Genomic DNA, 25,989 nt, shown 5'->3' with positions numbered 1-25,989 from the left:
ACACATGTCGCTCGCTGACACCCATCAGCTCAGCGGCCTTACTTGCCTCGCAACGCCCCTCCAGAACAAGGTTCAGTATCTGTGCTCTCTTCGCTTCTCGCTCGGTCAAATGTAGTCCTCTCATGGACTGACATATTCACTGAGCAGTTACCTACTGACAATATCACTGAGCAAAGACACCGTTTTGTTGCATCCGTTGACGGCCAGAGGTGGCCGCCTTACCATGTTGGAAAACCGGCAAGGAGTGCAGGGCAATGGCGAAAAGGCAGGCAGAAGTCAGGAAGGCTATCGGCTACATGACATTCAACGCACCAATGGTTGGTCTTTTCGTAGCAGTGATGTTCATGCTCTCCGGGTGTTCGGCGGACCGAGCGACGCCGCTCCTGCAGCAGACGGACTTCCCCACGCCCACTCCGCGGTCGGAAGCTTCAGGCGCAACAGGCGCGGCGGCCACTCCCGAGCCTACCTCCGCTGCGGCGGACCACTTCGGCTTCGAATACAAGGGGACCGTCAGGTTTGCGGAATGGGAGAACGGGGCGGTCCAGCTTGCGAACCAGATACTTGGATACGTGCTCGTTCAGGGGTATTTGTATAAAGCTGAGACCGTCCCAGTGACGGATGGGGACTTCAGAACGGCCCTTGAGAGCGGCGCCGTCGATGCGGTACTTGTGGCATCCAGGGTGGAGCAGAAGGAGTGGTACGACAGGGTGATCGCCGCAGGGACCGCGACAGATGTGGGCTCCGTCTACGGCCCGGAATCCGACATACGAGTGCTTGTGCGGCCGGAGCTGACACGCGCCTCCCCGGAGATTGCTCCTGTATTCGCCAACTTCTCGCCTGGCGAGCAGAAGATTACGGACCTGTCGGCCCAGATTTCCGGCGGTCGCACCGGACTGAAGCCCAATGTAGTGGCGCAGATCTATTTCAAGCAGAACAGGGACCAGTGGGCGGCGTGGCTCCCGGCGCAAGTAGCCGCCGACGTTGATGCTGCGATAGAGGCAGGGCGAAACGGCTTCTTCCGCCAGTGCATACTCGTCGGGGGCGGAGCTCAAGGAGGGTACAGCTTCTGCAAATAGCGGTGGGATACCTAGGCGGCGGATATTTTATTGACTTGCGCTAATTGAGCATGGTAAACATGTCCAGCCAGTACAAAACGCATCCGGGTAGCAACGGTTTGAATGGTTGCTGAAATCTTAGAAGGAGTGATTATGAGGTCTAGATTTTCGAAGCTTCGTTTCTTGGTCCCGTTGGTATTCGTTCTGTCGCTCGTCGCGGGTCTTGCCTGCGCGGGTGGCGAGGCCGAGGAGCCGCAGGCACCCGCGCCCGCCGCTCCTGCCGCCACAGCGGTAGGCGGAACTGCCCCGACGAACACGACGCCGCAGCAGCCGCAGGCGCCCGCCGAGGCCGCCCCGGCCCAGCCTGCGACCCAGCCGTCCGCCCCTGAGGCCCCCCATGCGCCTGCTTCCACCCGCACCACCGGCGGCACTACCCCGGGCCGCACCAGCGGAACGACGACGCAGCCTTCCACGGTTGCGAATGCCAAGTTCACGGCGCCCAGGCTGGCGCCGGGCGAATTTTCGCCGTGCTGCTACACAGGCACGCGTCCGACCAAGTTCCAGGAGTCCCCGATGTCCGCCGCTCTCGTGAAGTCGGGCAAGATCCTGCCCCTTGAGCAGCGCCTGCCGGTTGCCTCTGATGTGTTGATCATGATCCCGTACAACGAAGTCGGCGCCTACGGCGGCACCCTCCGCACGTACAGCACCGGCGTCCTGGCCCCGGACTCCACGGGCCTCCAGTACGGCGTGAACATGTCCGGCGACGGCCTCAGTCTGGTCCCGGGTATCTTCAAGACCTTCGAGCCCAGCGCCGACGGCAGGAAGATCACCTTCCAGATCCGCAAGGGCGCGCGCTGGTCGGACGGCTATCCTCACACGATGGCCGACGTGAAGTTCGCCCTCGACGACATGATGCTCAACAAAGAGCTCATGCCCGGCCTGCCCGGCGACCTGAAGTCCCCCATCACGGGCGCCGACTTCAAGGTCACGTACGTGGACGACACCACGTTCTTCATCACCTTCGATGACCCGAACTACGGCATTACCGAGTCCTCCGCGATGAACATCTACTCCGGCATCAAGGGATGCCCGCGCTGCTTCATCGCCCCGCAACACGTGTACAAGCGCTACCATATCAAGTACAACGCGGCCGAGATTCCTTCTCTGCTGACCAAGTACAAGCAGCCCGACTGGGTCCGCCTGGTCACCACAATCCGCAACGTTCGCGGCTTTGTGCAGGTCCCTTCCGTCCCCGTTCCGACGGTCTTTGACGCGAACTTCGTGTACAAGGGCGACCATTACATCCCCTGGTTCGGCGGCTGGATTGTCACCTCCTTCACCGCAGAGCAGAGCATCCAGCAGCGCAACCACTACGCGCCCATGGCAGACCCCGAGGGCAATCAGCTCCCGTACATTGATGAATTCATCAGCTACAGGGTTGAGAGCCGCGAGGTCGCGATGTTCAGGATGATGGCGGGCGAGACCGACTGGACTCGTTCCGACATGATCCTGTCCGAGATGCCTCTGTACATTGCGAACATGGAGAAGGGTGACTACTCCATGTTCAAGCACGACTCTCCGGACGGCTCGGACTCCACGTATACCAATACGCAGGAGTATGTGGTCGATCCTGAGATCGGCGCGCTTCTCCGCTCCAAGGACTTCCGCATCGCGCTGTCCCTCGCGTGGGACAGGAACGCCACCAACGAGACGGTCGCATCCGGCCTCGGCGTTCCTCGCAACATGGTCTCGCACGAGAAGACCCCGTACTTCCCGGGCGCCGAATACTCGCAGCTCGATATCAAGTATGACCTGGCCAAGGCCAAGACCCTCATGGCCGGCCTGGGCTACACCGACACGGATGGCAACGGCTTCCTGGACCGCAAGGACGGGAAGGGCGACCTCCAGATGCTGTTCGAAGACAACGCAACCTACTTCCCGTATGTCCAGATGCTCCAGTCCGACTGGGCCAAGCTGGGCATCAAGCTCGCTATCAAGGAAGGCGTGACGACGGGCCTCAACGAGCGCGCCATTCCTCCGACACGGTACTGGAACTTCTTCTCGTCCACAGAGGGCGGCTCCAACCCGTGGTCTTCCGGCAACCAGCGCCTGGCGCCGATTGCCACGCACCAGGGCGCCCCCGCCATCGGCACGTACTACGCGACCCGCGGTGAGCAGGGCATGGCCCCCACCGGCGGCGATGCCAAGTACACGGATGCGACCGGCAAGATGGCCCCCGCCGGCACGTACCCCGCCGACATCACCGGCAGCCTGAAGAAGCTGCAGGACACGCTGACGGCCGGCTGGACCCTGTCGATGCTGGATGCCAAGCGCGTTCAGCTCGGCAAGGACCTGTTCATCATCAACGCGCAGGAGAAGTACCAGACGGGCGGCCTCGCCTTCTCCGGTATCTTCCGCGCGCTGCAGCAGAGGCGCAACAACCTCCGCAACCTGCCGCTGAACTGGTCGCCCGCTTCCGGCTACTACCGCGAGCAGTTCGCCTTCGAGGGCGGCATGGACAACGTGCACAACGTTGGCAACCGCTCCAAGAAGTACAAGTCCATTAGCTTCCTGGATCCCGGTTACTGGAGCCAGTAAGCACAGTAACTCGCTGGTAAGAGGCGGGTAGCAAAGCAGAAAAGAGATAGCCCCGGGCAGCCTGCCCGGGGCTATCTCTTTTCTGCTTTTTTGCGTGGCGAATGAATCCGGACCGACTCCCGTGATCGTAGTATATTACATAAGGGAGAGTCATTAGCAATTCAGGAAAAACACTTCCTTACAATTTGCCCATCAGGAGGTGGATTCCGGTAAAGCCTAAACGGCGAAATCGGACGGAGTATACCTGTATTAGCTACGGACATCGTTTGCACTATGATTTGACAACAGAGCCGCCGTTAGTATATCCAGGAAAATAGACTCATGTAAGCGAAGCGCATGAGAAACAAACTCGGGCCCCGTATTTGAAAGGAGATAGGAAGGTTGAACATGTGGTTAACTATCAGTAGAGTCCGTCCGCTGCTCGCAGTGGCAACGTCGGTTGGTCTGGTGGCTGCCATTGCCTGTAACAGTGGCGGAGCCGACCCGGCGACGCCTGCCCCCGCGGCGCAGTCTCCCACACAGGTGCCCGGCGGCACGTCTGCCACACCGCAGGCCCCCGCGACGCCTGATCCTGCTGCTCCCTCCAACCCGGCTGAGCAGCCCGCGTCCCCAGTTGCCCCCCACGCCGGGCTCGGGTGAGCCCACGGCAGTACCCATGCCTCGCACCGGCGGCGAGGGCACGCCGGTGGCCGGCAACCAGCCGTACACCGCACCCAAGCTGGCCCCGGGCGAGTACCCTCGGTACAATTACGAAGGGCCGCGCCCCACGTCGTTCAAGGAGTCCCCAATGTCGGCCGACCTCGTCAGGCAGGGCGAGATTCTGCCGATCGAGCAGCGCCTGCCGGTGGCCGAAGACGTCAAGGTTATGATTCCCTATGACGAAATCGGTGTTTACGGCGGCACGGTCCGCGTCACCGCCACGAGCCTGCAGTTCGTCGACTCCACGGGCCTGCAGTACGGTCTCGGCATGGACGGCCAGGGCCTGAACCTGGTCCCCGAGCTTTTTACTTCGTTCACGCATAGCCAGGACGGCCGCGTCTTCACGTTCACCATTCCGCGCGGCGCCCGCTGGTCCGACGGCTACCCGTTCACTATGGAAGACGTCCGCTTCGCCATGGAGGACATGATGCTCAACAAGGAGCTCATGCCCGGTCTTCCTGAACAGTTGAGGTCCCCCATCACCGGCAAAGACATGAAGTTCACAGTCGTGGACGATCACACCTTCACGGTGGCGTTCGACGATCCGAACTGGTCGTTTGCCGAGTCCTCCGCGATCAACATTTTCACTGGTGTGAAGGGTTGCCCGCGCTGCTTCTTTGCGCCTTCGCACGTTTACAAGCGCTACCACATCAAGTACAACGCGGCCGAGATGCCGGCCCTGCTGACCAAGTACAACCAGCCCGACTGGATCAAGCTGGTCACCACGATCCGCAACGTCCGCGGCTTCACCGGCATTCCTTCGACCGCCGTTCCCACGACATATGACCCTGCCTATATCTACAAGGGCGAGCACTACATCCCCTGGATGGGCGGCTGGATCACGAAGGAGTTCAGCGACAACCATATCATCCAGGAGAGGAACCACTACTTTTTCGGCGTCGATCCGGAGGGCAATCAGCTCCCGTACACCGACTTCTTCAACACCTACCGTGTTGAGAGCCGAGAGGTTGCGGTATTCCGCATGATGGCCGGCGAGTCCGACTGGCTTCGCCAGGACATGGTCCTGAATGAAATGCCGCTCTACATCTCCAACATGGAGAAGGGCGACTACTCTATCTACAAGCACGACTCCCCGGACGGCGCGGACTCCACGCTGACCGTCAACCAGGAGTTCACTGCGGACGCCGAGCTGGGCGCGCTGCTCCGCACGGCCCTGTCCCTTGCCTGGGACCGGAATTCGACGAACGAGACCGTGGCATCCGGCCTCGGTATTCCGCAGAACATGATCCCTCACCAGTCCACGCCGTACTTCCCGGGTGAGGAGTTCCGCACGCTCGATACGCAGTACGACCTGGCCCGCGCCAAGCAGATTATGGCCGACCTCGGCTACACCGACGCTAACGGCGATGGGTTCCTGGACAGGAAGGACGGGAGGGGACCGCTGACGCTGTTCAGCCAGCAGACGGTCACTTACTTCCCGTACATCCAGATGCAGCAGAACGATTGGGCAAAGCTGGGCATCAAGCTGGACATCCGCGAGGACGCCCCGTCCACCGGCCAGCGGGCGCTCAACCCGAGCGAGTATTTTGAGATGTGGTCGTCCACGGAGGGCGGCACCAACCCGTGGTCTTCCAGCAACCAGAGGGTCGCGCCTATCGCCGCGCACCAGGGCGCTCCCGCAATCGGCACCTACTACGCCACTCGCGGCGAGACCGGCATGTCCCCCACCGGCGCAGACCCGAAGTACACGGATGCGCTGGGCAAGCAGGCGGCGGCCGGCACCTACCCCGCGGACATCACCGGCAGCCTGAAGAAGCTGCAGGACCTGATGACCGAGGGGTGGACGGTATCCATGCTCTCGCCTGAGAGGATCGCCCTGGGCAAGGAGATGTTCAAGATCAACGCCCAGGAGAAATACCAGATCGGCGGCCTCGCCTTCTCCGGTATCTTCCGCGCGCTGCAGGAGAAGCGGAATAACTTCCGCAACGTGCCCAAGAACTGGTCCCCCGCGTCGGCTTACCCGCGCGAGCAGTTCTACTTTGAGGACGGCCTGGACAACATCAGCCACAACGGCAACCGCTCCGAGAAGTACACCAGCATAAGCTTCCTCAGCCCCAACTACTGGGACTAGGAGTTGAAGCCCGGGCCTAGCCCGGAGTAGAGACGAACGGACGGCCCCGGCAATGCTGCCGGGGCCGTCCTGCGTTTTCGCTATGCACTCGCTCCAACCGGTCGCCCCCTATCGGACTGGCGGCCCGATTTGCCATTGGACCGCCGCGTTAGCGCCATCACCGAGTGACTTTGCCTTCAGCGCTCCCCAAATGCGGGGGCGCCCCATGGGCGCTCAACTGGCCGATTGTCCAGCAACAGTCGGGCTTCTTTTGGACGATCAAAGCCTATGCAATTCCGGATATCCGGGGGGAGTGCTGCAATTTCTGGCGCCTAACCCGCCTTCAGCACCGCCTCCGCCGCAAGCCGCCCGGATATCACGGCGCCCTCCATCGTGGCCAGCATGGGCTGTCGCGTGTAGTCGCCAGCGAGTGTCAGCCCGGGGATGGGCGTCGCCTGCCGGGGCCGCATCCTGTTGTTCCCGGGCCTCAGCGAGTAAAAGTCTCTGGGCAGGCGGGTCACCCTGTAGTCCGTGATGTGCGGACGGATGTCCATCCCCAGCTTCGCGGCATCCTCAACTACCTTTTCCACAATCCGGGACGCCTTCACGTTGATGAATTCGTCCTGACGAGCAAGGATAACTGACAGCCTGCCGGGCCTGTTGGAGAACGTCGTCCTCGACTGCTCGGAGAAGCTCGCCAGCACGGTGCCGGGTCCGAAGGTGGTGCGGTCCACGGGCAGGGCAGGGCTGTCGAGCTCGAATTGCGCCGTGACTGCAGGCATCGTCGGCAGGCGCAGCATGGGTCCGAACCAGGCGTCTTCACCGAAAGGCCCCTTCAGCAGGTCCTGCGCAGGCCCCAGCCCGGTGGCGAGCACCACGTGCCGCGCCCGCAGCTCGCGCCCGGCGATCGTAACTCCGTTCACGCGGTAGCCGTCCATCAGCAGACCGTCCACCGGCGCGCCTGTCTCCACCGATCCGCCTTTGGCCCTGACCGCGCCGGCGATGGGGTCCGCCATTACGTCCGTCATGCCGCCTGTGAACGCGCCGACGCGAATCCGGTGGAAGCGCCGTATCCCCGGCGCCAACAGGCCGAAGAATGCGTACGCGGAGTACTCGTCCGGGGATATGAAGAACAGGCCGGTCGTCAGCGGCACCAGCATCCGCCCAATGGCCTCCTCGGACACGCCGTTCGCGCGGGCATGCTGCCCCACAGTCTGCAGGTCCAGCGACTCGGCGTCGCCGGCGAACTGGAGCAGGCCTGCCGTGAAGAACCGGGCAAGGCCAGCCTTGTCCATGGGGGAGAGGAAGTCGTTGTTGCCGATTGCGCTCCCCACCGTCTTGAGCGGGCGAAAGAGGGGTGATGCGCCCATAACCGCCGGCGGCGTGCCGTCCGGAAGCCGCACCTCAAACTCGTCCTCCCAGTGGACAATATCGTTGACGTCTATGCCGGCCAGGCGAAGGAGTCGCGGCAGCTCTTTGTAGTAGCCGATCATGCGATGCAGCCCGGACTCCACCTCCATGCCGCCGTCTTCCCAGGACGATGTGCGCCCACCGAGCACCTCGCGCTCCTCCAGCAGCACAACGCCGCGCCCTGCGAGGGTAAGCTCCATCGCGCAGCTCAGCCCGGCCAGACCGCCGCCCACAACCACAACGTCAGCGTTCTCCATAGCGGCACCCCCTCACTATTGAGCCTAACCGGCGCGGTGGAATCCGTTATCGGCCAAAGGTGCAGTCCCACCGGTGTGCGAAGTGACTAGCGCCGTGGCGCACTTTAGAGGCTCTCCAGCTTGCTGGACTGCCCTTGCGGCCTTTGCTACACTTGTCTCCGGGCTTCCGCAAGGGGCCGATTTGTGCTTTGCGCTACGAGGGACGGCGAGATGGCAGAGGACGTAACAAGCGGCTTCAGCAGGGCGATGGTTGTCACGGCCCACCCGGACGACGCGGAGTTCGGGTGCTCCGGCACCGTCGCGAAGCTGTGCGCGCGGGGGTGGGAGGTCTCCTACGTTATCTGCACGGACGGCAGCAAGGGCACGAGCCGCAAGGACCTTACCTCGGAGCAGATCGCCGCAATCCGCCGCGAGGAGCAGCTCAACGCCGCGAAGGTACTCGGCCTGAAGGGCGTCGCGTGCCTGGACTACCCGGACGCCTACCTGCAGCCCACGCTGGACCTCCGCAAGGACATCGCCCGGGAGATCCGCCGCTACAAGCCGGACATCCTGATCACCATGTACCCCATGCGCAACCTGGACGGCGGCTGGGGTTTCGGCCACCCGGACCACATCGCCTCCGGAGAGGCCGCTATGGCCGCGGTCTTCCCCACGGCGCGCGACCACCTCACCTTCCCCGAGCTCATCCAGCAGGGCTTCGAGCCTCACAAGGTCGCGGAGGTCTGGATCATGGGCCACCCGAACCCGGACCACTGGGAGGACGTGACATCGTCCATCGAAACGTCCCTCAAGGCGCTCATGGCCCACGCCTCGCAGATCGACCGCACCGAGGACGAGATGCGCACGTTCATGCAGGACTGGCGCCGCCGGATCGCGGAAGGGAAGGGGATGCAGTACGCGGAGGCCTTCAAGCGCATCATCGTGGAGCGCCCCCGCGGCGCCACACCCACCGTCCCCGCCCGCGTAGACAGCTCCGGAATGTGAGCACATTTGGCAAACCAGGTAGTGTGCTTCCTTTAGGAAGTAGCCATTACCCGTTTGTATTCTACATTAGGTTCCTTCGTCGGTTCTTGGCCAGCCGTTCCTGAGATATGAGCGTTGTGGCTGTCGACGAAAATTGTCCCTTCAAGTGACAATCCTGTAATGAATACAGAAGTCGCGTAGGTTGGCTGATTCTCGACGGCGCATATTGTTAAACCGGACAGGAGCCGCGCTTACTTCATTGGGAGGGAAGGAAACATCGTGATTGTAGACCTTAAGGGCAGGAGGGCCCTGGGCAAGTGGAAGCTCGAGGCGCCGGACGGACGGCTAATAGCCCACGCAGTGGCCATCTCCGGTGACGGCAAGACCGTGGTCGTGGGATTCGAGGCGCCCGGAGAAAGCAACGGTTTCTATGCTTCCGAGGTGCGGGCGTACTCACTGGATAACTACACGGACACCGAGCCGAGGTTCCCCACAGCTGAGCCGCGCCACGTCGCCACCATCGCACTCGCACATCCCGCCATCGACATCGCAGTCTCCCGCGACGGCGGCCTGCTCTACGCGGCCGGCGTACGGTCGCGCACCCTGGCCGTCTACGACGCCGTCACCGGCGACCTCCTCCACACCTTCGAAGACCTCGGCGAAGCGCCCTCGCAGATCATTGTGCCGTAGCGCGCTTTTCGGTCCGCCGAATCCGCTGACTTGCGCCACTCCGCCGACGTAGCTCCAATCGCCAGCGAGATTCTCTTCTGGTCCGCCTCTGCTAGAATTGCATTGAAGGAGATCCGCTTCCGATGCCCTCCGACTCTCCCAAACCGGTGCCGCTCGCCGGCTGGGGCCGCTACCCGCGGTCGCAGGCCGTCGCGCTGCGCCCGGAGCGCATGGGCGAGCTGCGGCTCCCCGTCGGCCAGGTCATCGCCAGAGGGCAGGGGAGGTCTTACGGCGACGCCGCCCTTAACGCAGGCCGCACCGTGGTCCTCACCGAGCGCCTCAACCGCATGGTCTCGTTCGACGCCGCCACGGGCGTCCTCCGCGCCGAGGCCGGCGTTACGCTGGGGGACATCCTCACAACTTTCGTCCCTCGCGGCTGGTTCCTACCCGTCACGCCCGGCACCAAGTACGTTTCCCTCGGCGGCGCGGTCGCCTGCGACGTCCACGGCAAGAACCACCACAAGGAGGGCGGCTTCGGCGAATACACGCGCGAGCTGCTCATGATGCTCGCGGACGGGTCCACCGTGACCTGCTCCCCCGACCGCGACCCGGAGCTCTTCTGGGCCACCGTCGGCGGCATGGGCCTCACCGGCGTCATACTCGAGGTGACCGTCCGCCTGAATCCCATTCGCTCCGCCCAGATACGCGCCAGCAACCACCCGGTGCATAACCTCCAGGAGGCCTTGCGCCTGATGTCCGACCCTGCCACGGACGACGACTACTCGGTCTGCTGGCTGGACACCACCCGCACCGGCCGGTCCATGGGCAAAGGCGTCCTCATCGTCGGTCACCACGCTCCCCAGCACCCAGCACCCAGCACCCAGCACCCCCCATCCCCACTCCCCCCCCACCGCCGCGACGCCCCCCGCATCCCCGTCCTCGCGCCCGTGCCCCTCCTGAACCGGCCCGCGGTGCGCGCCTTCAACATCTGGTACGATGCGATGAACAAAGCCAAGGGTGACTATCTCTGTCACTACGATCCTTTCTTCTACCCCCTGGACTTCGTCGGCGGCTGGAACTTGCTGTACGGCCCCGGCGGCCTGCTCCAGTACCAGATCGTCGTCCCCGACCGCGACGCCGAAGCCGTCCTGCGAGATGTTCTTGCCCGCCTCCAGCGTGCTGGAATGGTCTCGTTCCTCACGGTCCTCAAGCGCATGGGACCCGAGGGCAGGGGATACCTGTCGTTTCCGAAAGAGGGCTGGACGCTCACCCTCGATATGCCCATTGGCAAAAACAAGTCGCTCTTCGCGGCGCTGGACGATGTCGACCGCGAGCTCGTAAAGATCGGCGGCCGAGTCTACCTCGCCAAGGACAGCCGCCTGAAGCCGGAGGCCTTCGCCGCCATGTACCCGCGCCTTGACGCCTTCCGCGCCGTCAAGCGCCGGGTAGACCCTGAAGGCGTCTTCACCTCCGACCTCTCGCGCCGCCTGGCCATATGACGCGCCATTCAAACGGGACGGGTGAGGACGGCTGTCCCTCCTCTCCCCGAGGGAGAGGCCTTCGGGCGCTCCGGCCCGAAGGGTGAGGGCTAAGGCTGTTTCGCCCCTCTTACGTTCCACATCTTTCTCTTGGAGACCACCACCATGACAACCCAGTCATCTCCCTCCCAGACTTCAAGCACCCCCTCCAAGCCCTCCGTGCGCCCCGTCCTCATCCTCGGCGCTACCTCCACCATCGCCAGGCACGCCGCACTGGCGCTGGCGAAGCGCGGCCACACCATCTACCTTGCGGGCAGGAATAGGGATGAGCTTGCGCGCATCGCAGCGGATATCAACACCCGCACCGGCATGCCCGTCGCCACGGGCCGGTTCGAAGCGGGGGAGTTCGAGGGCCACGCCGCTCTCCTGGAAGACGTCCTCCAGCAGATGGGCGGCCTATACGGCGTCGTCTACGCAGCCGGATACCAGGGAGTCCCCCACGCCTCCGCAGACCTGCGCGCGAAGGACGCTGCCACGATCATGTCCAGCAACCTGACGGGCGCGGTCTCCATCCTGGAGCGCTGCGCAGCGTACCTGGAGCGACAGCGGTCCGGCTTCATCCTCGGCATCTCCTCCGTCGCAGGCGACCGCGGCCGCCAGTCCAACTATATATACGGCGCGTCCAAGTCCGGCCTCCACACCTACCTCCAGGGCCTCCGCCACCGCATGGCAAAGTCCGGCGTGCGCGTCGTCTCCATCAAGCCGGGCTTCGTGGACACCCCCATGACCGCCGGCATGAAGAAAGGCCTCCTCATGGCCTCTCCGGCAAAGGTCGGCGAGCGCATAGCCCGCGCCACTGAAAAGGGCCCTACCACAGCCTACGTCCCCTTCTTCTGGCGCTTCATCATGCTCATCATCCGCAACATCCCTGAGCGCATCTTCCACAAGACGAAGCTGTAGCGCTCGCACCCCGTTACCCTTCCACAAAATCCGCACAAATGTTAGAATTGGCATTTGACTGCCAGCCTTCGGAGTCCCCATGCCCCTCGAAAACATCGTCGTTCGCGGCGCCCGCGAGCACAACCTCAAGAACGTCAACGTCGTCATCCCGCGCGACAAGCTCGTCGTGATCACCGGCGTCTCAGGCTCCGGCAAAAGCTCGCTCGCGTTCGACACCATCTACGCCGAAGGCCAGCGCCGCTACGTCGAGTCGCTCTCCGCGTACGCGCGCCAGTTCCTCGGCCGCATGGACAAGCCGGACGTGGACTACATCGAAGGCCTCTCCCCGGCGATCTCCATCGACCAGAAGGGCGTCTCTCGCAACCCGCGCTCCACCGTCGGCACCGTGACGGAAATATACGACTACCTCCGCCTCCTCTTCGCCCGGGCAGGGCGGCCCCACTGCTACAATTGCGGCCGCCCCGTCCAGCGCCAGACGGTGCAGCAGATCGTCGACTCCGTCCTCGCGCTCCCGGCAGGCTCCCGCATCCAGGTTCTCGCGCCCATGGTCCGCCGCCGCAAAGGCGAGCACAAGGAAGTTTTTGAGGACGCCCGCAAGGCAGGCTATGTCCGCGTCCGGGTCAACGGCGAGGTGCATGACCTCTCAGCGAAATTCGACCTTGACAAGCAGAAGTGGCACGACATCGAGGTCGTCGTCGACCGCCTCGTCATCGGAGAGAGCACCGAGGTTTCCCGCGTCGCCGACTCCGTCGAAAGCGCCCTCAAAATGGCCGGCGGCACCGTCCTGATCGACCTGGCCGGCAGTCGGCAGTCGGCAGTCAGCAGTCAGCAAGGCAATGATGGGGACTCGGCTGTTGACCCAGCACCCAGCACCCAGCACCCAGAACCCCTGCTGTTTTCCGAAAACTTCGCCTGCGTGCACTGCGGCATCAGCCTGGGCGAAATCGAGCCGCGCACCTTCAGCTTCAACAACCCCCACGGCGCGTGCCCCACGTGCACCGGCATCGGCTTCCGCCTGGAGGTGGACCCGGAGCTCGTGATCCCCAACAAAAAGCTCACCCTCGCGGAGGGCGCTATAGAGCCGTGGGTGCGCTCCGGCGCATCCAACCCGTGGCTCATGAGCCTTCTGGAGTCGCTCGCCCGCCAGTACGGCTTCTCCACGCGCGTCCCCGTGAAGGACCTGGACGAGAAGTTCATCGACCTTGTCCTTTACGGCAACAAGCGCAAGGTCCGCATGCGCCACGAGACGCAGAAGGGCAAGACCTATGAGTGGAACACCACCTTCGAGGGCGTGATCGAGAACCTGGAGCGCCGCCACCGCGAGACTGAGTCCGAATACGTCCGCACGGAGATCGAGCGCTACATGGCCCAGCGCCCATGCACAGGCTGCAACGGCGCGCGCCTCAAGCCGGAAGCCCTGGCCGTCACCGTTGCTAACGAAAACATCATCCAGGTTACCAGCAAGTCCGTCGGCCACTGCCTCGAATGGGTCCGCGGCCTCATGGGACAGGGGCAGGGACAGGGTACGGTCGGCCGCAACGGATCTTCTTCCTTTCTCCCCCTTGATGGGGGAGATGTCCCGATGCCCCATCGGGACAGAGAGGGTGACCGGGGCGGTGAGGTCCCGGCTGTTCCTACCGTACCCCATACCCCGTACCCCGAACCCCTTTCGCAACGCGAAAGGACCATCGCCGCGCAGGTCCTCAAAGAGATCGAGTCGCGCATCCGCTTCCTGGACGACATCGGCCTCGACTACCTCACCCTTGGCCGCACGGCCGGCACGCTGAGCGGCGGCGAGGCCCAGCGCATCCGCCTGGCCACGCAGATCGGTTCCGGCCTCATCGGCGTCCTGTACGTCTGCGACGAGCCCTCCGTCGGCCTGCACCCTGTCGATGGCTCCCGCCTCATCAAGACCCTCACAGGCCTGCGCGACCTGGGCAACACCGTCCTCATCGTGGAGCACGACGAGGCGATCATGCGCGCCGCCGACTACATTATCGACATGGGTCCCGGCGCAGGCGAGCATGGCGGCCACGTCATGGCCACCGGCACGATCGACGACATCATGGCCGCGCCGGAGTCCATCACCGGCCAGTACCTGAGCTTAAGGAAGCGCATCCCCAAGCCCGAGAAGCTCCGCGACGGCAACGGACAGTACATCACCATCCGCGGCGCGCGTGAGAATAACCTCAAAAACATCGACGTGCGCATCCCCCTTGGCAAGCTCGTATGCATCACCGGCGCGTCCGGCTCCGGCAAGAGCACGCTAATCTACGACGTTCTCTACAAGCGGCTCGCCCAGCACTTCTACAACGCCAAGGACCGCCCCGGAGAGTGCGACGCCATCGACGGCATCGAGGCCATCGACAAGGTGGTCAACATCGACCAGTCGCCCATTGGCCGCACGCCGCGCAGCAACCCTGCGACATACACCGGCCTCTTCACGCCCATCCGCGAGCTGTTCGCCACCGCGCCGGAGGCCAAGACGCGCGGCTACGGCCCCGGCCGCTTCTCCTTCAACGTCAAGGGCGGCCGTTGTGAGGCCTGCACGGGCGACGGCTACATCCAGATCGAGATGCAGTTCCTGCCGGATGTCACGGTGCCCTGCGAGGTCTGCGGCGGCAAGCGCTACAACCGCGAGGCCCTGGAGATCTTCTGGAAGGGCAAGAACATCGCGGACGTGCTCAATATGACCGTCACCGAGGCGCTGGACTATTTCTCAAACATCCCACGCCTGAAAAACAAGCTGCAGACCATGGCGGACGTCGGCCTCGGCTACATCCACCTGGGCCAGCCGGCCACTCAGCTCAGCGGCGGCGAGGCGCAGCGCGTAAAGCTCTCCACGGAGCTCTCCCGCCGCGCCACCGGCAGCACTCTCTACATCCTGGACGAGCCCACCACAGGCCTCTCCTTCGAGGACTGCGCCCACCTCCTGCGCGTCCTGCACCGGCTGGCCGACGCCGGCAACAGCGTCGTCCTCATCGAGCACCACCTGGACGTGATCAAGAGCGCGGACTGGCTCATCGACATCGGCCCCGGCGCCGGCGACAAGGGCGGCCAGGTCATCGCCGAAGGCACCCCGGACGAGCTCGCCCAGCTATCCCACTCCCACACCGGCCGCTACCTCAAAGGGCTCTTCGAGTACGCCGGCGAGGCGAAGGCAGAACAGAGTAGTAAGAGGAAGGGCAGGAAGCTCTGAGCGTCATCTTATTATGCTGGCAGGTATAGGGCACTCGAACAGAAACGCGCGTTCTGATGGACGTCAAGAGCAACGGAGGCTAGAGTGGCCAACTACAAATACACCGTAGTCGTGGAGCAGGATGACGATGGCGTCTATGTGGCCTCAGTTCCAATGCTCCCAGGCTGCTACACTCAGGGCGACAGCTATGAAGAGGCTCTCGAAAACATAAAGGACGCCATCAAGGCCCACATAGAGGCCCGTCGGGAGCTGGGCGAGCCCATCCCGATAGAAGTAGCCATTGACCAGGTCCGGATCGTTGCCTGAAATCCGCCCCGCCAGGCCGCGCCAAGTTATTCGAGCCCTTGAGCGTCTTGGGTTCGTCCGGGTGCGCCAGACCGGCAGCCACGCAGTCTTCAAGCACCCGGACGGCAGGTGGGCCACAGTCCCGCTGCACCACGGCAAAGACATCGGCAAAGGTCTCCCGGCCAAGATCATAAAGGACGCAAAGGTCACGCCCGACGAGTTCCAGGTACTGCGGCAACTAGTCTCCGCGACCCTGGTGCGACGATTGATCGCCGAAGCCACCCCTGACGAGCTCGCCCGGCTCTCCCTCTCCCACACCGGCCGCCACCTCAAAGAGATCCTCGAACAAGCAGGCGAGGCGAAGGCCGACAGGGCAGCAAGTGGAAGAGCAGGAAGTAGCCCTACCTGCAGCCTGTCCGCTTGTGCTTTGGACAGATCAGGCGCGGGCCATCAGGTTGCGACCAAGCATCCCCAGGTAACCCGCCAGGCAAACGACCAGCGCTGCGCCCAGTATCCAGGTCGCGGCATCAGCACCGAACGACCATGTAATGGTTACCAGGGCGCTCAGCACGAGGGCAGCTGCGACTGCCCAGCCTACTGCCCTCGAGGGGATTCCCAAACGCACGCCTAGATAAGCCTGCGCGATGCCCCAGGCAATAACCGGCAAAATGCCAATGCTGCCCGTTACGAAGGATGTCTCCAGGGAGATGGCCTTCGCAGTCAAGAGAAGCTGTCCTGTGGCCGCCAGAGCTATCCCAGCCACAGCCAGCCAAGTTACGACTCGGAACCAGACGACGCCGGTGCCGCTGATCCTCAGGAGGGCAATTGCCGGAGGGACAAGGAGCGCGAGGGTGACGGCAACGAAGAAGTCATTTAACGGCCCATATAACTCCCCCCCTGCCAGAGAAGAACAGCACAATAAACAGTCCCGAAAGAAAGAGGGCCGGTACTGCGAGCATGGCCGACATAGCTGCAAGCTTGAAATCCGCTATTTTGTCCACTTAGCTCCTCCTTGAGCCGCGGGGTCTAGCCTTCCTTGCGAGACATCAAGTATGCCGCGTAGCCCCTCGGCCAGCCCTTGATGTTCCTCTCGCCTCCGATACACTCAATGTCGTAGTGTCTGCCGAACCGCCGGTCTACCTCGCCCGGAGCGAGGGCGAGCTTGCCAAGCGGGAGTAGGGAAGTCAGCACGCTCTCCCACGCCAGGAGTTCCCACTCAAAACACCAGAGCAAAAACTGGCCTCCCGGACGTGAGAGCGGGACAACCTGCTGAATGTATTTGTCTCTGTGGCGTTTTCCCAAATCGTCGAGCGTGCCATAGTCCACAAGCAGATCAAATTGGCCTTGCACATGACGTAGTCGAGTCAAATCGTCAACTACGAATTTGACCGTCGCCCCAGCCGCCGCCGCCTTTCGCTTCGCCTTGGCGATGGCCGTGGGAGCATAGTCGACGGCGGTGGTATCGAAGCCGTGCGTAGCCAGGAAAATTGCGTTATCGCCCTCCCCGCAGCCGAGATCCAACGCTTTCCCCGGGAGCAGCCTGCCGCTTTCCACAAGATGCACTAACTCCGATCTCGCGCTTGCGACCCAGGGAGGCGTTCCGAACCTGTAGTAAGCATCGTAAAGAGCTTCATTTCTTACCTATCTCGTTCAATGCTTCGTCGACCATCCCCGCCAAGATCTTTGTGATAATGGCTGATGCTCCGTCTAACGTGAGGCCGGTGCTGCGCATCGCTCCAAGGGTGACTGGGCTAGTTAGCCCAAAAACGGTCTGGCCGAGGTGCCCGTGGCTGAGAAGAGGGCCGAGTGCTTCCGTGTACAGCGCCTGAACCGCCTGCCTGACCCGCGCCTCGGCATCCTGCAACGCAGGTACGATACCGATCTCCCGCTGGTACATTTCGAGCCAGGCGTCACTGCGGTCGTAGAACGCAAACATTGCCGGCACCAGCCTCATTACCCTCTCCCTTGGAGATTCGGCTTCCGAGAAAATTGTCCCTGTAGGAAGCTGTAGCTCATCCAGCACGCGCGCCAAAGCCGCCTCGACCAGTTTATCCGTCGTAGAAAAGTGGTTTAGCACAGTCGCAGTTGCGACATCCGCGCGTCGGGCTACATCGTGTGCGCTTGTCAAACGTATCCCCTGTTCGCGGTACAGGTCCATTGCGGCGGCGACAATTCGGTCGCGCGTATGTTGCAACTGTGCTGCGCGCTTCCCTAATGAGTACTTTCTCGGCACTTTAACTCAACAAATTAATTGGATGAACAACATGTTTAATGAAATACACTATAGCAGTTATCGATGTCAAGAGGCTGTCAGGACCATCCATGGTAGTGCGCGGAGGACTTCATTCTTGTATCCTCTACGCGAACGACAAACCTAAATATCCAGGGGTCCCCGTGGCAACATCGCTCGGCATCGCTCTCGTCGACATTCCCGCCGGCAGCTTCCTCATGGGCAACGACCAGCCAGTGCCCGCGAGAAAGCTCGGCGGGTACCACGCCATGACCCGCGGGGATTGGGACGAGCGACCCGTCCGGCGCATCACCATCTCAACGCCCTTCAGGATCTCCCGCACGCCTGTTACCGTGGAGCAGTTCCTTGCCTTCCGCCCGGACTGGAAGCCGCAGTCCAAAAACGGCTTCATCACCAGTGTCACCTGGTACGAGGCTGTGGAGTTTTGCGAATGGCTCAGCAAGCGCGAGGGCAAGCCATACCGGCTACCCACAGAGGGGGAGTGGGAGTACGCCGCCCGTGCAGGCACAAGCACCCTCTTCTGGTCTGGAGACCGCCCGCTTCCTTTCGATCAGGACGTAAATCCATGGGGCGTCGCCAACCTCCACACGGGCGTCTCGGAATGGTGCCACGACTGGCACGACGAGTACCCTGATGACGACGAGGCCCACCCCGTGGGGCCTGACCGCAGTCTCATGAAGGTCGTCCGTGGGTCGGGCTTTGGGACGTTCGCATGGATTAATGTCCAGCCTCAATCGCTCTACTACAAGCGCGCGTCCAACCGCAGCAGTGCCGCGCCTGGCTTCGGTCAGAGCGCAGGGCGAGATTGGGATCCAAAGAATGCGTGGCCGCAGGCCGGCCATCCCGTGGACGCGGGCAGGGGACCCGGCTGGGGGGGGCGTGCCAAGGCAGGACGGCACGCCGCAAATTACCCATGACATCGGCTTCCGGGTTGTGCAGGCGGAGCTGCCGTCGACACCGCCGCGCCGTGTCACACCGATCTTCGCTTCCTCAGGTGTCAAGCAGCGCACCGCCAGGGAGAGTGAGGCGCCGCCGCAATCCCGGCCCTACTTCCGGAAGCGCCCCATAATGCCCATTCCTCCTGATAACGCGACTCCGGAGCAGATCGAGGCGGTGGGGATGCATCGCGCCCTGGGCGGCCACATGCACAGCCCCGGGATCGTCGCCTGCCCCAACGGAGATCTGATCGCCAGCTACTTCTCCGTGATCGCCAGCGACCGGGAGTTCCTGCCCAGCATGGTCTTCACGATGTCCCGTCTGTGTTTCGGCGCGGACGAGTGGGACTGGCCCGAGTACTTTCCGAAGTTCCACGACATCATTGAGGGCGGCGTTGTTCTCTTCAACAACGACGGCGTCCTCTGGCACATTGCCGGCGGCGTGAGCCTGTACGGAGTCCCATTCCAATGGCACGAGTCGCGCGACAACGGCGCAACGTGGAGCGAGACCAGGTTCCCGCGCATTGTCGGCCCGGTCGGTCCATACGATCCCCACCCGGTCCACGTCCCGTTCCGGGGTACAGACGGGACCCTTTACCTGCCCTCGGACGGCCACAAGGGCTCGTCGCTTCTCTGGGCAACCAGGGATAACGGCAAGACGTGGTATGACACCGGCGGCCGCACACATGGCCGCCACACCGCATTTGCGCCGCTCAAAGACGGGCGCCTCCTCGGCATGGGCGGAAAGAGCACAAATATCGACGGCTACATGCCGAAGTCTGTCTCTTCGGACAGCGGCAAGACCTGGGAGAAGCTCAAGACGCCCTTCTCCCCCGGCGCGTTCAACCAGCGTCCGTCGCTGCACCGCCTCAAGAGCGGCCGTCTCTTCTTCGCCTGCGACGCCCAGCCCAACCGCGGCGTGAGCCCAATGAGGGAGCGTGGTGTGGTCGTTGCCCTCTCGGATGATGAGGGGGAGACCTGGCACATCAAGTCGCTCGCCGCCGCTCAGATACATGATGCTTACCTGCATGGCCGCGATATGAGCGAAGAGGGTGGCTGGCACTCCCCGCCCGTTCACCGGGAGGCGACGATTGGCTACTCGGAAGTGACCCAATCCCCGGATGGCATTATCCACCTGATCACATCGTGCAACCACCCATGCCTCCACTTCGAAATGAACGAGGCGTGGATACTGGACACGCAGAACCAGTCGGAGACCGTTCTTCCCGTCACGTCTTCCCCTGTCCAGGATTGGGTCGAGAGCCATCCCGGAGACTACCCGCGCGTCACGTGCTCAGAAGCGCGCAACGAGCTCGGTCAAGCTGTGCTGCACGGCCTGGAGACCTGGAATTATGACGACGGTTCCCGCCACTACGAGGCCCACTACGAAAACGGAGTGAAAGTGGGATCGGAGACTTGCTGGGACCCGGACGGCCGGGTGAGGTGGACGAAGGCCCGCGACGAGCACGGCGACATGACCTGGAGCCAGTACTGGCCCAATAGACGAATAAAAGCGGAGTCCCGCTGGCATGGCAACGTCGCCTCCGGGCCGGCCAGGCTGTGGAGCGAGGACGGCACGCTCATATCCGAAGTCACTTTTGAAAACGGCAACACCTGATTGAATGGCTGCTAATCTCACAACTCTCAACTCACTACTCCCGAGGCTCTCATGACCGCCACATCGCTCGGCATCGCTCTTGTCGACATCCCCGCGGGCAGCTTCCGCATGGGCAACGACCAGCCCGTGCAAGCCGCCGCCCTCGGCGCGCACCCGCGCATGACCCGCGGCGATTGGGACGAGCGCCCCGTCCGCCGTGTCATCATCTCCAGACCGTTCAAGATTTCCCGCACGCCGGTCACCGTGGAGCAGTTCCTCGCCTTCCGCCCCGGCTGGAGCGCCCAATCGAACCACGGCTTCATCACCAGCGTCACGTGGTACGAGGCCGTCGAGTTCTGCGAGTGGCTCAGCAAGCCCGAAGGCAAGCCGTACCGCCTGCCAACAGAGGCGGAGTGGGAGTACGCCGCGCGCGCGGGCACAGCCGCGCCGTTCTGGTCCGGCGATTCCCTCCCGACTTTCGACGGCGACATCAACCCCTGGGGCGTCGCCAACGTCCACACCGGCGTCTCGGAATGGTGCTACGACTGGCATGGCGAGTACCCGGACGACGATGAGGCCGACCCCGTAGGCCCGTCCTGGGGCCACACGCGCGTGGTCCGCGGCGGCGGCTTCGGCACGATGTCCTGGCACGGCGTCACCTCGCGCGCGCCATACTACTCGCGCTCAGCCAACCGCAGCAGCGCACCGCCGCGCTTCGGCCAGTCCTCCGCGCGGAAATGGGACCCCCGTTACCCGTGGCCGCAGACCGGCATGCCGCTGGACGCCGGCCGCGGCCCCGGTTGGGGCGGCGTCCAGCAGCCGTAGGGGACCCCGCAGATCGTCCACGACATCGGCTTCTGCGTCGTCCAGGCAGAGATGCCCGCCACGAAGCCGCGCCCTTACTCCGGCCTGTTCGTCACCAGCGGCGTGAAGCAGACTACCGCGCGTAGCTCAGCGCCGGTCTCGCGCCTCGGCGCTACGGCTGCAAACTCCCTCTCCGAAGTCGGAAAGGGCAGGGGAGAGAGCGCCCGCCCTTACTTCCGCAAGCGCGCCGTCATGCCCATCCCGCCGGACAACCGCAACCCCGAAGAGATTGCCGCCGTCGCCCTCCATCCGGCCCTGCAGGGCCACATGCACAGCCCGGGCATCGTCGCCTGCCCGAATGGCGACCTCCTCCTCACGTATTTCTCAGGCCTCGCCAGCAACCTGGAGTACCTCCCCAGCGTCATCTTCACCATACAGCGCCTTCGCCACGGCGCGCAGGAGTGGGACTGGCCCGAGTACTTCTACAGCGCTCAGGACGTGATCGAAGAGAGCCCCGGCATGCTGCACAACAACGGCGCCATCTGGCACATAACCGGCGGCGTGAGCATGCACGGCGTCCCGTTCAAGTGGATTGAGTCCACGGATAATGGCGCAACGTGGGGACAGACCAGGTTCCCCGTGCTGGAAGGGCCCCTCGGCGCGTACGACGCCCAGCCCATCAACTCCCACTGGCGCGGCGCGGACGGCACACTCTATGTCACCACAGACGCGCGTGGCGGCTCGTCCGCTCTCTGGGCGTCAACAGACGGCGGCAAGACATGGCGCGATACCGGGGGCCGCACCCACGGCCGCCACACCACCTTCGCCGAGCTCGCGGATGGCCGCATTTTGGGGATGGGCGGCAAGACCAGCGAGTACGAGGGCTTCATGCCCAGGTCTTTGACCGCCGACGGCGGCAAGACCTGGGAGAAGCTCAAGACACACTTCTCCCCCGGCGCATTCAACCAGCGCCCGTCGCTGCTGCGCCTCAAGAGCGGCCGCCTCTTCTTCGCCTGCGATGCCCAGCCCAACCGCGGCGCAAGCCCCATGAAGGAGCGCGGCACGCTCGTCGCCCTCTCGGACGACAACGGCGAGACCTGGCACATCAAGACCCTCGCCGCCGCCCAGATCCACGATGCCCACGCCCATGGCAAGGACACCGGCAAGGAGAGCGGCTGGCACAGCGCCCCCGAGCACCATGAGAACACGCTCGGCTACTCCGTCGCCACGCAGTCGCCGGACGGCGTCATCCACCTCGTCACCTCAACCAACCACCCGTGCCTCCACTTCGAGATGAACGAAGCGTGGATCCTCGAAAAGGACAACCAGCCGCAGTCGCCCGCGCCCACCGCCGTCGGCGTGTCGGAGAAGCACGTCGAGCGCCACCTAAACGGCAACCCGCGCGTCACCTGGTCGGACGCCTCCGATTCCCGCGGCGGGCTTCTCCTCCACGGTATCGAAACGTGGCACTACGAAGACGGCACGCCGCAGTACGAGGTCCGCTACGTCAGCGGCCTCAAGACCGGCACGGAAACGTACTGCTACCCCAGCGGCAAGGTGAAGTGGACGAAGGAATGGCAGCCCGCGAAAGGCGGCACGCATCCAACCGGCCTGACCTCCACTGACAGGACGATGGTCTGGACCCAGTATTGGTCCAACGGCAACGTCAAGGCTCAATCCCGCTGGCGGAACAACGTCGCCGAAGGCCCCGCGGAGCTCTGGAGCCCGGAAGGCGATCTCAGCGCCAGCGTCGCATTCAGGGATGGGGCTGCTTCAGTCTGAGGCATTCGCCGGACGGGGTACCTCACATGACGTCACACATTACACCGGGTTGGATAGCATTACGGTTTACAGGCCGGACCCGTCCCTGGGGTATGATTGGCGGAGGAGGGTGGTCCCGTGATCGATACATGCATTTTCTGCAAAGGTTCCGTGAAAGCGCGGTTGGTTGAGCACATCCACACCTGGCGCGGGAATCAGTACATCTTCAGGAATGTTCCCGCTGAAGTGTGCATTCAGTTTGGGGAGATGTACTTTGCCCCGGATGCGCTCGAGGCTATCGACGACATCGTCAAGGCCAAACCAGAGCCCGAGGAACATCGTCTGTTGCCCCTCTACTCCCTCAGCTAAAAGCTCGTCCCCCTTGCATCGCAACGGCCTCTCTGCCATATTGCAGTGAGGCCGTTCTCTTTGCCTCTGGCCAACTTCTAACTACCAACTACCAACTTCCAACTACCGTCCCCACCGGAGGCCGCCATGTCCGCCACCGTCCCGCAGCCCATCACCCTGGATGCTATCCGCGCCGCGCGCGAGCGCATCAAGGACTCCGTCATCCGCACCCCCCTCGTCCGCTTCGACCCCATCCATTCCCCGGCTCTCACGCAGCACCCGGCAGCCAGTACCCAGCACCCCTCCGTCTTCCTCAAACTCGAGCTCCTCCAGCCCTCCGGTGCGTTCAAGCTGAGAGGCGCCATGAACGCCATCCGCATGGCGTCGAAAAGCCAGCTTCGCGACGGCGTCTGGACCGCCAGCTCCGGCAATATGGCCGTCGCCGTCTCATACGCCGCCAACCGCCTCGACCTGCCGTGCACTGTGCTCGTCAACGAGGGCGCTCCCCAGGCGAAGCTAAAGGCCATCGAGACTCTCGGCGCAAGGATCGTGAAGGACACCTGGGACGCCGTGCTCGAGACATGCCGCACGAACTCCCACAAGGGCATGAAGGGCCTCTTCATCCACCCGTTCGCAGACCCCAACGTCATGGCAGGCAACGCCACCATCGGCCTCGAAATACTCGAGGACCTGCCGGAGACGGACGCCGTCCTGATCCCGTATGGAGGCGGCGGCCTGGCCGCGGCGGTTGCCTCGGCCATCAAGGCCCTCCGCCCGCAGGCGAAGTGCTACGCCGCGGAGGTGGAGACCGGCGCGCCCGCAGCAGCGTCATGGGCGGCCGGAAGACCCACGACCGTCGACCAGAAGCCGTCGTGGATCAGCGGCATCGGCGCACCCTTCGTGTTCGACGAGACGTGGCCCATCGTCACAAAGCTCCTCGAAGGCTCAATCGTCTCCACGCTCGCCGATGTCGCAGCCGCCATTCGCCTCACTGCAGAGCACAACCACGTAATCCCGGAGGGCGCGGGCGCGGCCTCCATCGCCGGCGCATTCTCAGGCAAGGCCGGCAACGGCAACGTGGTCGCACTCGTCACAGGTGGGAACATCGACACCGATAAGGTAATAAAGATTCTTCAGGGCGGAGTCCCGTAGGAGGGGAGGCAGCAATGTCCGTCAGAGGGTTGCAAACCACGGCGCTCGTGGGCCTGTTCGCTATACTCGCCCTTCTCTTTTCCGTAGCCTGCTCCAACGACGGGGCGAATCCGCCCGCAGCTACCGCGCTCAGCCCCACGCCGGAGATCGTGCTCTCTCCGACTCCAACTCCCATTCCTTACCTCGAGATCGCCGTCGCCAGCGGCTGCACCTCCGGCTGGATGATCTCCGCCGGTGAGTGCGTGCCCGACGACCTTCTTCTCCGCGGACGGCCGCTGAACTCCATCGTCTGCTGGCGCAACGGCGTTCCGTGCTCGCTCGTAAGAGGAATGTCGGTGCCGGACTGCCAGGGCGTGTACTGCAGCGTGATCATCGATGCCAGCGGGTCCCAGGCCGTCGGCCCGGGCGAGCAGATCTGCCAGAACGATGACGGCAAATGGAAGTGCATCGTCGTCCCAACGGTCGGTCCCGAGGCCACTGCCGTCGGCAAGATATACTGCCGCTCCTCCTACTGCTACCACGCCCCTGCCACGTCGCCCAACGGCACCCCGCTTCCAACCATCGCGCCGCCAGTGGGCACGCCGGAGAGCTTCTTCGTGCCTAACCTGGTCCCCAAGCTCGGCCCCATCAGGATCGGCGTTCGCCCGGACTCGCGAGAGACGGAGTTGCTGAACAGCATTGCCGGCTACGCTATCGTGTACGGGTACTCCTACGCAGTTGAGCTTGTGAGCCTGGCGGACACCTCTTATCCCGCCGCATTGGACAGTGGCAAAGTCGACGTAGTCCTCGACGCGCCGCGGTCGGCCGCGGCCGGATGGTATGAGGCAAATGTGGGGAAGGGGATCGCGGACCTGGGGTCGGCATTAGGCGAGGATAGCTACCTGCGTATGCTCGCAAGAGCAGGACTCAAGGACGTCGCGCCGGACGTCTATCGCTTCCTGGACGGCTTCCAGCCGGGCAAGGAGCAGGTAGAGTCGCTCGCGGCAATGCTCACCGGCGGACGGACCGGAGTCACGCCCATCGTTGCGGCGATCACCTTCTGCCGGCAGAAAGAGTCCACCTGGACGCCATGGGTGGAGCAGCCTGTGGCAGAAGGCAGCCGCCGCGCCATAGACCTCGGCAGGGTAGGGCTAGTCGACTACGCCTGCATCCCTTCCGGCTCCGGCCATAAGGGCTACACCGAGCTATTCGTAACAGGCTACATCAGCGGCAGCGCCAACTGCGGCCAGTGATGAATGGACTGGCGTCGCCGTGCTTCCTTTCTCCCCTCAGGGGGGACCCCAATGCATCGGGGCGATGCAGCATCGGGACAGAGAGGGTGTCGGCTGTTGTTCCTCTCCCCGAGGAGACCTTTGCATAACCCGAGGTAGAGGCGATAATCATACCTGTGCGAGGAAAATATAGCAAAATGGAGTGAGCCATGCGCCGCAATATGGGAAACCCGTCCATGATCGAAGCGTTCCTTCCCGAGCAGGTTGGGCGTAACGAGCGATTGGA

21 protein-coding genes are annotated in these 25,989 nt (G+C 63.5%); 17 read left to right on the top strand and 4 right to left on the bottom strand.

The features are described from left to right. Positions 1-254 precede the first annotated feature (254 nt). Positions 255-1,076, top strand: coding sequence for a hypothetical protein (locus tag FJ319_09435; protein ID MBM3934508.1), 822 nt, complete (start codon positions 255-257; stop codon positions 1,074-1,076). Between the two features lie 117 nt (positions 1,077-1,193). Here the strand turns inward: FJ319_09435 and FJ319_09430 are convergent, their stop codons facing one another. Then, entirely contained in the window at positions 1,194-1,454 is a 261-nt protein-coding gene (locus FJ319_09430; protein ID MBM3934507.1) for a hypothetical protein, read from the bottom strand. 174 nt (positions 1,455-1,628) lie between these two features. On the opposite strand from FJ319_09430, the gene FJ319_09425 reads away from it, so the two are divergent. Continuing rightward, on the top strand, positions 1,629-3,653 hold the full coding sequence (locus FJ319_09425; GenBank protein MBM3934506.1) for a hypothetical protein: 2,025 nt from the start codon (positions 1,629-1,631) through the stop codon (positions 3,651-3,653). 655 nt (positions 3,654-4,308) lie between these two features. Next, positions 4,309-6,444 carry a hypothetical protein gene (locus tag FJ319_09420; protein MBM3934505.1) on the top strand — a complete coding sequence of 712 codons (2,136 nt, stop codon included), beginning with the start codon at positions 4,309-4,311 and terminating at the stop codon, positions 6,442-6,444. A gap of 311 nt (positions 6,445-6,755) precedes the next feature. On the opposite strand, the gene FJ319_09415 is transcribed toward FJ319_09420, so the two are convergent. Continuing rightward, positions 6,756-8,090, bottom strand: a complete 1,335-nt coding sequence (locus tag FJ319_09415; protein MBM3934504.1) for an FAD-dependent oxidoreductase — start codon at positions 8,088-8,090, stop codon at positions 6,756-6,758. Between the two features lie 210 nt (positions 8,091-8,300). On the opposite strand from FJ319_09415, the gene FJ319_09410 reads away from it, so the two are divergent. The 7 genes from FJ319_09410 to FJ319_09380 all read left to right on the top strand — a co-directional run bounded on the left by FJ319_09410 (position 8,301) and on the right by FJ319_09380 (position 16,275). Then, the gene (locus tag FJ319_09410) at positions 8,301-9,074 is read left to right on the top strand and encodes a PIG-L family deacetylase (GenBank protein MBM3934503.1); all 774 of its coding nucleotides are present in this window, start codon (positions 8,301-8,303) and stop codon (positions 9,072-9,074) included. 204 nt (positions 9,075-9,278) lie between these two features. Continuing rightward, the gene (locus FJ319_09405; GenBank protein MBM3934502.1) at positions 9,279-9,743 is read left to right on the top strand and encodes a hypothetical protein; all 465 of its coding nucleotides are present in this window, start codon (positions 9,279-9,281) and stop codon (positions 9,741-9,743) included. A gap of 122 nt (positions 9,744-9,865) precedes the next feature. Further along, positions 9,866-11,221 carry an FAD-binding oxidoreductase gene (locus tag FJ319_09400; protein ID MBM3934501.1) on the top strand — a complete coding sequence of 452 codons (1,356 nt, stop codon included), beginning with the start codon at positions 9,866-9,868 and terminating at the stop codon, positions 11,219-11,221. Positions 11,222-11,419: 198 nt separating this feature from the next. Then, positions 11,420-12,160, top strand: a complete 741-nt coding sequence (locus tag FJ319_09395; protein MBM3934500.1) for an SDR family oxidoreductase — start codon at positions 11,420-11,422, stop codon at positions 12,158-12,160. Positions 12,161-12,239: 79 nt separating this feature from the next. Further along, positions 12,240-15,359 carry an excinuclease ABC subunit UvrA gene (gene uvrA, locus FJ319_09390; GenBank protein ID MBM3934499.1) on the top strand — a complete coding sequence of 1,040 codons (3,120 nt, stop codon included), beginning with the start codon at positions 12,240-12,242 and terminating at the stop codon, positions 15,357-15,359. Positions 15,360-15,443: 84 nt separating this feature from the next. Further along, complete coding sequence (locus FJ319_09385; GenBank protein MBM3934498.1) at positions 15,444-15,665, top strand: type II toxin-antitoxin system HicB family antitoxin; 222 nt, start codon at positions 15,444-15,446, stop codon at positions 15,663-15,665. Continuing rightward, positions 15,658-16,275 carry an addiction module toxin, HicA family gene (locus FJ319_09380; GenBank protein ID MBM3934497.1) on the top strand — a complete coding sequence of 206 codons (618 nt, stop codon included), beginning with the start codon at positions 15,658-15,660 and terminating at the stop codon, positions 16,273-16,275. The genes FJ319_09385 and FJ319_09380 overlap by 8 nt, the downstream gene beginning before the upstream one ends. A gap of 395 nt (positions 16,276-16,670) precedes the next feature. Here FJ319_09380 and FJ319_09375 read toward each other — a convergent pair whose 3' ends face one another. Continuing rightward, positions 16,671-17,207: a class I SAM-dependent methyltransferase gene (locus FJ319_09375; protein MBM3934496.1), complete on the bottom strand. Its 537-nt coding sequence runs from the start codon at positions 17,205-17,207 to the stop codon at positions 16,671-16,673. 67 nt (positions 17,208-17,274) lie between these two features. After that, a complete protein-coding gene (locus tag FJ319_09370) occupies positions 17,275-17,802 on the bottom strand; it encodes a TetR/AcrR family transcriptional regulator (protein ID MBM3934495.1) in 528 nt (175 codons plus the stop codon). Between the two features lie 113 nt (positions 17,803-17,915). Between FJ319_09370 and FJ319_09365 the strand changes: the two genes are divergently transcribed. From FJ319_09365 to FJ319_09335, 7 genes are all read left to right on the top strand, one after another. Further along, complete coding sequence (locus tag FJ319_09365; protein MBM3934494.1) at positions 17,916-18,812, top strand: formylglycine-generating enzyme family protein; 897 nt, start codon at positions 17,916-17,918, stop codon at positions 18,810-18,812. After that, entirely contained in the window at positions 18,616-20,448 is a 1,833-nt protein-coding gene (locus tag FJ319_09360; GenBank protein ID MBM3934493.1) for a hypothetical protein, read from the top strand. The genes FJ319_09365 and FJ319_09360 overlap by 197 nt, the downstream gene beginning before the upstream one ends. A gap of 51 nt (positions 20,449-20,499) precedes the next feature. Further along, a complete protein-coding gene (locus tag FJ319_09355) occupies positions 20,500-21,252 on the top strand; it encodes a formylglycine-generating enzyme family protein (GenBank protein ID MBM3934492.1) in 753 nt (250 codons plus the stop codon). Between the two features lie 51 nt (positions 21,253-21,303). Next, the gene (locus FJ319_09350) at positions 21,304-23,013 is read left to right on the top strand and encodes a hypothetical protein (protein MBM3934491.1); all 1,710 of its coding nucleotides are present in this window, start codon (positions 21,304-21,306) and stop codon (positions 23,011-23,013) included. Between the two features lie 96 nt (positions 23,014-23,109). Continuing rightward, complete coding sequence (locus FJ319_09345; GenBank protein ID MBM3934490.1) at positions 23,110-23,361, top strand: YgiT-type zinc finger protein; 252 nt, start codon at positions 23,110-23,112, stop codon at positions 23,359-23,361. A 126-nt stretch (positions 23,362-23,487) separates the two neighbouring features. Further along, on the top strand, positions 23,488-24,492 hold the full coding sequence (locus tag FJ319_09340) for a pyridoxal-phosphate dependent enzyme (GenBank protein ID MBM3934489.1): 1,005 nt from the start codon (positions 23,488-23,490) through the stop codon (positions 24,490-24,492). A 14-nt stretch (positions 24,493-24,506) separates the two neighbouring features. Then, positions 24,507-25,724, top strand: a complete 1,218-nt coding sequence (locus FJ319_09335) for a hypothetical protein (protein MBM3934488.1) — start codon at positions 24,507-24,509, stop codon at positions 25,722-25,724. The last annotated feature ends 265 nt before the right edge of the window (positions 25,725-25,989 follow it).

Source organism: SAR202 cluster bacterium, from assembly GCA_016872355.1.
In the GTDB taxonomy this organism is placed as follows: Bacteria; Chloroflexota; Dehalococcoidia; order Lucifugimonadales; family VGZY01; genus VGZY01.
This window is presented reverse-complemented; position numbering and strand designations above follow the sequence as displayed.

Bases quoted from the DNA above. Each gene is read 5' to 3' on its own strand.
- FJ319_09435 (MBM3934508.1), top strand. From the start codon at position 255: ATGGCGAAAAGGCAGGCAGAAGTCAGGAAGGCTATCGGCTACATGACA.
- FJ319_09430 (MBM3934507.1), bottom strand. From the start codon at position 1,454: ATGGGGGGCCTCAGGGGCGGACGGCTGGGTCGCAGGCTGGGCCGGGGC.
- FJ319_09425 (MBM3934506.1), top strand. From the start codon at position 1,629: ATGTCCGCCGCTCTCGTGAAGTCGGGCAAGATCCTGCCCCTTGAGCAG.
- FJ319_09420 (MBM3934505.1), top strand. From the start codon at position 4,309: ATGCCTCGCACCGGCGGCGAGGGCACGCCGGTGGCCGGCAACCAGCCG.
- FJ319_09415 (MBM3934504.1), bottom strand. From the start codon at position 8,090: ATGGAGAACGCTGACGTTGTGGTTGTGGGCGGCGGTCTGGCCGGGCTG.
- FJ319_09410 (MBM3934503.1), top strand. From the start codon at position 8,301: ATGGCAGAGGACGTAACAAGCGGCTTCAGCAGGGCGATGGTTGTCACG.
- FJ319_09400 (MBM3934501.1), top strand. From the start codon at position 9,866: ATGCCCTCCGACTCTCCCAAACCGGTGCCGCTCGCCGGCTGGGGCCGC.
- uvrA (MBM3934499.1), top strand. From the start codon at position 12,240: ATGCCCCTCGAAAACATCGTCGTTCGCGGCGCCCGCGAGCACAACCTC.
- FJ319_09370 (MBM3934495.1), bottom strand. From the start codon at position 17,802: ATGGACCTGTACCGCGAACAGGGGATACGTTTGACAAGCGCACACGAT.
- FJ319_09365 (MBM3934494.1), top strand. From the start codon at position 17,916: ATGAAATACACTATAGCAGTTATCGATGTCAAGAGGCTGTCAGGACCA.
- FJ319_09360 (MBM3934493.1), top strand. From the start codon at position 18,616: ATGTCCAGCCTCAATCGCTCTACTACAAGCGCGCGTCCAACCGCAGCA.
- FJ319_09355 (MBM3934492.1), top strand. From the start codon at position 20,500: ATGACCGCCACATCGCTCGGCATCGCTCTTGTCGACATCCCCGCGGGC.
- FJ319_09350 (MBM3934491.1), top strand. From the start codon at position 21,304: ATGCCCGCCACGAAGCCGCGCCCTTACTCCGGCCTGTTCGTCACCAGC.
- FJ319_09340 (MBM3934489.1), top strand. From the start codon at position 23,488: ATGTCCGCCACCGTCCCGCAGCCCATCACCCTGGATGCTATCCGCGCC.
- FJ319_09335 (MBM3934488.1), top strand. From the start codon at position 24,507: ATGTCCGTCAGAGGGTTGCAAACCACGGCGCTCGTGGGCCTGTTCGCT.